Source organism: Pseudomonas sp. AG1028, from assembly GCF_007993955.1.
GTDB lineage: Bacteria > Pseudomonadota > Gammaproteobacteria > Pseudomonadales > Pseudomonadaceae > Aquipseudomonas > Aquipseudomonas straminea.
On sequence record NZ_VIVP01000008.1, the window covers coordinates 292,963 to 300,659 of the forward strand.

Here is a 7,697-nt window from a genome sequence, read left to right on the forward strand (position 1 = left end):
TATTGGGGTGACGGCCTACGCGACCATCAAATTAAACATGTGATTTCGAAAGTGCTTATGCGGCCTTAGGCTGCAGCGGCTTCTTTCTGGTCGCGAATGGCTGCCAGCGTGCGAGCGAGCTTGCTGGTGGCGCCTTGGATAACGCTCATCAGCTGTGCGATACCCTCGTCGCGGGTCGGCAGGCTTGCCAGTACGTCGATCTGATTGGCTGCAAGGTACTTGCCCTCGAACGCAGCTGCTTTGATCTCGAACTTGTCCTGACCCTTGGCGAACTCCTTGAACAGACGAGCAGCAGCGCCCGGGTGTTCGTTGGAGAATGCGATCAGGGTCGGGCCTTTGAACACGTCGTTGAGCACGTCGTACTGAGTGCCTTCAACGGCGCGCTTGAGCAGGGTGTTACGTACGACACGTACGTATACGCCAGCTTCGCGGGCCTCTTTACGGAGTCCGGTCATAGCACCTACGGTCACGCCACGGGCATCAGCCACGACAGCGGACAGGGCAGCTTTGGCAGCCTCGTTGACTTCAGCGACGATGGCCTTCTTGTCTTCGAGTTTAATTGCCACGGGTTTACTCCTGGATGTTACCGTTTCGCCCGACCTAGGCCGGACGGCGTTTTGGTGTCTGATTCGGTAAGAATCGGGAGCACCATCTGCGTAGGGTGGAAGATCGCTCTTCTGGTTTGAGGCTTGCGCCCCCTACGGTCTTGGATAGCCCCCGCCAGGCAGGGACCCCAATTTTTTCGCGGCAGACGCACCAAGTGCGCCTGCCATCATGCATTAAGCGTCCAGCGAACCTTGGTCGATCAGCAGACCCGGGCCCATGGTGGTGCTCAGAGTCACGCGCTTGACGTAGACACCTTTCGAGGTCGACGGCTTCAGGCGCTTCAGATCGGCCAGCAGGGCTTCCACGTTCTGCTTCAGCTTGTCGGCTTCGAAGCCAACCTTGCCGACGGAACCGTGGATGATGCCGTTCTTGTCGGTACGGAAACGTACCTGACCAGCCTTGGCATTCTTGACTGCAGTGGCTACGTCCGGAGTTACGGTGCCGACTTTCGGGTTAGGCATCAGGCCGCGCGGGCCGAGTACCTGGCCCAGCTGGCCAACAACGCGCATGGCGTCCGGGGAAGCGATGACGACGTCATAGTTCAGGTCGCCACCTTTCATTTCAGCAGCCAGATCGTCCATGCCTACGCGGTCAGCACCAGCAGCCAGAGCAGCTTCAGCTGCGGGACCTTGGGTGAAGACAGCAACGCGAACGGTTTTGCCGCTGCCGTTAGGCAGAACGGTAGCACCACGAACAACCTGGTCGGACTTACGCGGGTCAACGCCGAGGTTGATGGAAACATCAACGGACTCGGAGAACTTGACAGCGGAGATCTCGGCCAGCAGCGCAGCAGCATCGTTGAAGCTGTAGGCTTTGCCCGGCTCGATCTTGGCTGCGATAGCCTTTTGGCGCTTGGTCAGCTTAGCCATTACACACCCTCCACGTTGAGGCCCATGCTACGAGCAGAACCGGCGATGGTACGCACGGCTGCATCCATATCAGCTGCAGTCAGATCGGCCTGCTTGGTCTTGGCGATCTCTTCGAGCTGGGCACGGGTAACGGTGCCGACTTTGACAGTGTTCGGACGAGCCGAACCGCTGGTCAGACCGGCCGCTTTCTTCAGCAGCACGGAAGCCGGGGTGCTCTTGGTTTCGAAAGTGAAGCTACGGTCACTGTAAACAGTGATGATCACTGGAGTCGGCAGACCAGGTTCCATGCCCTGGGTCTTGGCGTTGAACGCCTTGCAGAATTCCATGATGTTGACGCCGTGCTGGCCCAGAGCGGGACCAACGGGTGGCGACGGGTTGGCCTGACCGGCCTTTACTTGCAGCTTGATATAAGCCGTGATTTTCTTAGCCATTAGCTACTCCAGTTACGGGTTCTAGCGCCTTTCAGCTCCCCGACTATTGCCTGTTTATCCCAGTGACAACAAAACCCCGCAGCCTATGACTGCGGGGTATGGGATGCGTGTGTCAGTTACGACTTCTCGACCTGACTGAACTCCAGCTCGACCGGAGTGGCACGACCAAAAATGGTCACTGCCACCTGGATGCGGCTCTTCTCGTAATTCACTTCTTCGACGACGCCACTGAAATCAGCGAACGGACCATCGATAACACGAACCATCTCGCCCGGCTCGAACAGCGTCTTGGGCTTGGGCTTGTCACCGCTATCGGCGACGCGACGCAGAATGGCGTCAGCCTCTTTTTCGGTAATCGGGGCAGGCTTATCGGCGGTACCACCAATAAAGCCCATCACCCGCGGCGTATCCTTGATCAAGTGCCAAGTCGCCTCGTTCATTTCCATCTGCACCAGCACGTAGCCTGGAAAGAACTTGCGCTCACTCTTGCGCTTCTGGCCGTTACGCATTTCCACCACCTCTTCGGTGGGGACCAGAATCTCGCCGAACTCATCTTCCATTCCGGCGAACTTTACGCGCTCGATCAGCGAACGCATTACATGCTTCTCGTAACCCGAGTAAGCATGCACAACGTACCAACGCTTAGCCACGGGACACCCTATCTCAACTTACAATAAACGACACAAGCCAACCGAGGAGCGAATCGAGCCCCCAAAGCACCAGAGCCATGACGAGCACGACCAGGACGACGATCAGCGTGGTTTGCGTGGTTTCCTGACGGGTCGGCCAGACAACCTTGCGAATCTCGACGCGAGCTTCCTTCGCCAGCCCAAAGAAGGACTGACCCTTAGTGGTTTGCAGAGCGATCAGCGCGGCAACGACTGCCAGCACCAGAACACCCACCACACGGTACAGAATCGGCTCACCCGAAAAGTACTGATTACCGACCACTCCAGCGACCACAAGCAGGGCCACCGCGATCCACTTAAGCAGATCAAAACGAGAGTCTTTGGCTTCAGCCTTAACATTCATGAACAAGGATCCTGTGAGAAGACACGCCAAATTCGTTAGAAAATGGCAGGTCAGGAGGGAATCGAACCCCCAACCTGCGGTTTTGGAGACCGCCGCTCTGCCAATTGAGCTACTGACCTAGAACTAAAATCAGGCCGACCATTATGCCGACCTGACGGGGACAGATCAATCGATTATTCGACGATCTTTGCTACAACACCGGCACCAACGGTACGACCACCTTCGCGAATGGCGAAGCGCAGGCCGTCTTCCATGGCGATCGGCTTGATCAGGGTGACAACCATTTTGATGTTGTCGCCCGGCATTACCATCTCAACGCCTTCCGGCAGCTCGCACGAACCGGTGACGTCAGTGGTACGGAAGTAGAACTGCGGACGGTAGCCCTTGAAGAACGGGGTGTGACGACCACCTTCTTCTTTGGACAGAACGTACACTTCAGCTTCGAACTTGGTGTGCGGCTTGATGGTGCCCGGCTTGGCCAGAACCTGACCACGCTCTACGTCGTCACGCTTGGTGCCGCGCAGCAGAACGCCACAGTTCTCACCAGCACGACCTTCGTCGAGCAGCTTGCGGAACATCTCGACACCGGTGCAGGTGGTCTTGGTGGTAGCACGCAGACCAACGATCTCGATTTCTTCCTGGATCTTGACGATACCGCGCTCTACACGACCGGTCACTACAGTACCGCGGCCGGAGATCGAGAATACGTCTTCGATCGGCATCAGGAACGGACGATCGATGGCACGAACCGGCTCAGGGATGTAGGTATCCAGAGTCTCGACGAGCTTTTTGACGGCAGTGGTGCCCATCTCGTTGTCGTCTTGGCCGTTCAGAGCCATCAGCGCTGAACCGATGATGATCGGAGTGTCGTCGCCTGGGAAGTCGTAGGTGCTCAGCAGGTCACGAACTTCCATCTCGACCAGTTCCAGCAGCTCAGCGTCGTCAACCATGTCAGCCTTGTTCAGGAAGACAACGATGTACGGAACGCCTACCTGACGGGACAGCAGGATGTGCTCACGGGTTTGCGGCATCGGGCCATCAGCGGCCGAGCAAACCAGGATCGCGCCGTCCATCTGGGCAGCACCGGTGATCATGTTCTTGACGTAGTCAGCGTGACCCGGGCAGTCAACGTGCGCGTAGTGACGAATGTTGGAATCGTACTCTACGTGTGCAGTGTTGATGGTGATACCACGAGCCTTCTCTTCCGGAGCGCTGTCGATCTTGTCGAAGTCGACGCGAGCCGAGCCGAATACTTCGGAGCAGACGCGAGTCAGAGCAGCGGTCAGAGTGGTTTTGCCATGATCAACGTGACCAATGGTGCCAACGTTGACGTGCGGTTTGTTACGTTCAAACTTTTCTTTAGCCATTTTGACCGTCCCCGAACGAAGAATTCAGCTAGCGATACCGCCATTAAAACAAAGGCAGATATTTTCATATCTGCCTCTATTAAATGGAGCTCATGAGCGGATTTGAACCGCTGACCTCACCCTTACCAAGGGTGTGCTCTACCAACTGAGCTACATGAGCGAAACACATTGCGCGAACAACAAAAGCTGGAGCGGGCAGCGGGAATCGAACCCGCATCATCAGCTTGGAAGGCTGAGGTTCTACCACTGAACTATGCCCGCGGAGCTAGCAGCTCGCGCTTAAATCTGGTGGAGGGAGAAGGATTCGAACCTTCGAAGTCTATGACGTCAGATTTACAGTCTGATCCCTTTGGCCGCTCGGGAATCCCTCCATAAGGAGGCGGCATTCTCTTTATCTGCCACCCTACTGTCAAGCACTTTCTCATTTAAAAACCTGAGCTTAGCGTCACTAACAGCAACTTCGCATTTCATCTCTTGAGATGTCCACCCTGCGAAGCGGGCGCCATTCTATGCATTCTATCGAACGCTTGCAACCCCCTCGCATGGCATTAATTGATGTTGTAAGCCATTGAAGTCCAAAGACAAACGTTCAAGCAGCGAATCATCGACCAAACGGCGGCTTTCCGGGGCGATACGCACCCAATGGCTACGGTTGGCACGCGGCAATTCACGCAGCAATGGCTCGTAACCGGCGCGGCGCAGGCGGGATATCACGCTATCGGCCGAATCATGGCGGGGAAAAATCCCTAGGGAGATGCCATTGGCAAGATCGCCCTGACTGATGATGTAGCTGTCGATCTTGCGCGCCTGCAGTTCACGCAACTGGCGAAGCGACGCCTGCCGTGATGCCAGTGGAGGCAGATAGACCCAGTAATCGACCGAGCCGGCCGACTCGACAACCTGAACCTGCGAGCGGATATCCAGACTCAGCAAGCGCTGCTCCACCTGCTGAGCCTGCGCCTCGTCATCGAAACGCCCCAGAAAAAGACACACCGCCTGCTCTGGCACCTCTTCCTTCGTCTCATCCTTGGCAGCAGAGGTGCGGCGCTCCTGGGGCTTGGACTCACTTAGCAGTTGGATATCCCGCCGACTGTCCTGATACAGGGACAGCGGCGCGACCTCTTTGGCCTGCATTGGCGCCTGCTGTTGATGCCACACGTAATAGAAGGCGTTGAGCACGACCAACAACATGAAGATCCAACGCATCACTTCTCCCCCGTCACAGGACAGGCGATCGCCAACCCGATGAACACCAGATCGGGTACCACGCGCGCTGCCGGCACCCATTCGGCAGCCATTGCTGCATCGCCCCCGGTCAGAAATACGGCCACATCCGCTCCGCACTGCTGCCGCGCCTGCTCAAGCTGCGTCGCGACAAAGCCGCGCAGCATCAGCCGACAACCACGTTCGACCGCCTCAGCAGTGGAGCGCCCTGGCACCAGGCTATCGCCCGCCTGCTCAGCAGCAGCGCTGTCATATCGGATACGCCGGGTATGGGTAAGCAACTGATTGCGCATCAGTGGCATACCGGGGCATATGAAACCGCCCAAGTGAGCACCATCGGCACTCACGAAATCCGAAGTAATGGCCGTACCGAGATCTAGAATCAGACAAGCGCCCTGCTCCAGGCTGTAGGCTCCGACCGCGGCAAGCCATCGGTCGAGCCCGAGGCGCTGGTAATCCTCGTAGCCGTTCTGCACACCCGCCAGCTCCTGGGCCGGCCTTGCCACCTGGCACTCGATTGCGAACCGCTCGGACAAGGTCGTGCAAAGCAGACGCGTTTCATCATCGGCGCGCACACTTACCAGACGACAGGCCGACAGCTGCCGCGAAAACCGATCTGCCAATGCAGCGATAAGCTCGTCAACGTTATCGGCAACACCACTGGCAACCGCCGCACCCGTGCCCGCCCGCGGCAGAACACGCCACTTGATAAAGCTGTTACCGCAGTCAAGCTCAAGAATCATCATGCAACCTCAGACTGAGCTCACCACCACTGAACACTTTTTCCTGGCCGTCGACTTCCAGCCGCAAAGCCCCTGTCTCGTCTACGCCTAGAACACGCCCATGAATGGCCTGCGCCCCAGCAGCAAGCTCCACCATTCGTCCCTGCCAGAGATGACTGGCTTCCCATAGCTCACGCAGAGAGGCAAAGCCCTGCGCCTGATGCAGTTGAAGATAGCGCTCAAGCTGGCCACTGAGAGCGGTAACGAACCGGTTGCGATCAACCTGCTGCCCCAGAACCCGGCGCATGGATGTCCAGGGCTGGCTGATGGCCTCACCCTGAGGCGCATTGCGCATATTGATGTTCACACCAATGCCGATCACCACATGGCATACATCAGCTGGGTCACCGGAAAGCTCCAGAAGGATACCGGCGATCTTGCGACCGCCAACCAACAAATCGTTGGGCCACTTCAAACCGGCATCTGTGATGCCCCCATCGCGCAGCGCCTGCAGCAGCGCAAGCCCGACAACCAGGCTAAGACCTTCGAGCTGACGCATTCCGCCACTCACCCGCAGCACCAGGCTGTAATAAAGATTCTCACCGAAAGGGCTCGTCCAACTCCGTCCTCGCCGCCCACGCCCGGCAGTCTGCTGCTCGGCGACAACCAGGAACGGCGGAACTGCACCTGACGCCAGATGACGCAATGCCTCGGCGTTAGTGGAGTCGACCTGCTGCTGCAGCGTGATTGGATAGGGAGAGCAATCGTTAAGCGCCTCACGGCTCAACAGGGATAAAGGCGTCTTGAGCCGATATCCACGCCCACGAACCTTGTGGATCTGCAGGTCGTATTCGGCCTCAAGTGCCTGCAGGCGCTTCCAGATCGCCGCCCGGCTGACACCGACAGCCGCCCCCAACTCTTCACCAGAGTGAAACTGCCCGTCCTGTAGAAGTCGCAATAATGACTGCATGCCTAACCTGCCCTGCCTTAAGGAGCGCATGATAGCGATGCACTCGGCCGCTGCCTACAAGACCAAGAGCATTCACCATGATGGGAATTACGTGTCGTTGCGCTTAGGCAAGGGATAGTTAGACGGTTCAATGCCCCGACCAGCCCCCGGGTTACGCCTTCGGCTAACCCAGGCTAAAAGAGCTCGCGAATCACCGTAGGGCGGAAGACGCTTCCCCTTCCACCGCTGCATTCGCAGCCCACCAAAAGCCCAAATGCGTAGCCTGCAGTTGAGCGAGGCGATAGCGTGTTGCATGTGCGTGCGCGCCTGCCTGGCGCCACTGACTAGTGGGCAATGGTATTTTCCAGCGCGAAAAGACGAAACCCCAGACCTCTGTCGAGGTCTGGGGTTTCTTATAGAAGCTTGACGATGACCTACTCTCACATGGAGAAGCTCCACACTACCATCGGCGATGCGTCGTTTCACTACTGAGTTCG

9 protein-coding genes and 4 tRNA genes are annotated in these 7,697 nt (G+C 57.5%); all 13 read right to left on the bottom strand.

Translation table 11 applies throughout. From position 1 onward, the window contains the following. Positions 1-65: 65 nt before the first annotated feature. The 13 genes from rplJ to birA all read right to left on the bottom strand — a co-directional run bounded on the left by rplJ (position 66) and on the right by birA (position 7,221). Positions 66-566, bottom strand: a complete 501-nt coding sequence (rplJ, locus tag FB481_RS15670) for a 50S ribosomal protein L10 (protein WP_147176962.1) — start codon at positions 564-566, stop codon at positions 66-68. Between the two features lie 213 nt (positions 567-779). Then, complete coding sequence (rplA, locus tag FB481_RS15675; RefSeq protein ID WP_013789750.1) at positions 780-1,475, bottom strand: 50S ribosomal protein L1; 696 nt, start codon at positions 1,473-1,475, stop codon at positions 780-782. Then, on the bottom strand, positions 1,475-1,906 hold the full coding sequence (gene rplK / locus FB481_RS15680) for a 50S ribosomal protein L11 (RefSeq protein WP_013789749.1): 432 nt from the start codon (positions 1,904-1,906) through the stop codon (positions 1,475-1,477). The genes rplA and rplK overlap by 1 nt, the downstream gene beginning before the upstream one ends. Positions 1,907-2,022: 116 nt before the next feature. Then, positions 2,023-2,556, bottom strand: coding sequence for a transcription termination/antitermination protein NusG (gene nusG / locus FB481_RS15685; RefSeq protein WP_013789748.1), 534 nt, complete (start codon positions 2,554-2,556; stop codon positions 2,023-2,025). Between the two features lie 13 nt (positions 2,557-2,569). Beyond that, positions 2,570-2,938: a preprotein translocase subunit SecE gene (secE, locus tag FB481_RS15690; protein WP_013789747.1), complete on the bottom strand. Its 369-nt coding sequence runs from the start codon at positions 2,936-2,938 to the stop codon at positions 2,570-2,572. 43 nt (positions 2,939-2,981) lie between these two features. Beyond that, positions 2,982-3,057 (bottom strand) — tRNA-Trp (locus FB481_RS15695). A 54-nt stretch (positions 3,058-3,111) separates the two neighbouring features. Continuing rightward, positions 3,112-4,305 carry an elongation factor Tu gene (gene tuf, locus FB481_RS15700; protein WP_013789746.1) on the bottom strand — a complete coding sequence of 398 codons (1,194 nt, stop codon included), beginning with the start codon at positions 4,303-4,305 and terminating at the stop codon, positions 3,112-3,114. An 84-nt stretch (positions 4,306-4,389) separates the two neighbouring features. After that, a tRNA-Thr gene (locus tag FB481_RS15705) sits at positions 4,390-4,465 on the bottom strand. A 27-nt stretch (positions 4,466-4,492) separates the two neighbouring features. Continuing rightward, a tRNA-Gly gene (locus tag FB481_RS15710) sits at positions 4,493-4,566 on the bottom strand. 25 nt (positions 4,567-4,591) lie between these two features. Then, a tRNA-Tyr gene (locus tag FB481_RS15715) sits at positions 4,592-4,676 on the bottom strand. Positions 4,677-4,821: 145 nt separating this feature from the next. Then, positions 4,822-5,511 (bottom strand): SPOR domain-containing protein, encoded by a 690-nt coding sequence (locus FB481_RS15720; protein ID WP_093507719.1) that lies wholly within the window; start codon positions 5,509-5,511, stop codon positions 4,822-4,824. Then, positions 5,511-6,272 (bottom strand): pantothenate kinase, encoded by a 762-nt coding sequence (locus FB481_RS15725; RefSeq protein WP_147176964.1) that lies wholly within the window; start codon positions 6,270-6,272, stop codon positions 5,511-5,513. The genes FB481_RS15720 and FB481_RS15725 overlap by 1 nt, the downstream gene beginning before the upstream one ends. After that, positions 6,262-7,221 (bottom strand): bifunctional biotin--[acetyl-CoA-carboxylase] ligase/biotin operon repressor BirA, encoded by a 960-nt coding sequence (gene birA, locus FB481_RS15730; protein WP_093507717.1) that lies wholly within the window; start codon positions 7,219-7,221, stop codon positions 6,262-6,264. Before birA ends, FB481_RS15725 begins: the two co-directional genes overlap by 11 nt. Positions 7,222-7,697: the final 476 nt, after the last annotated feature.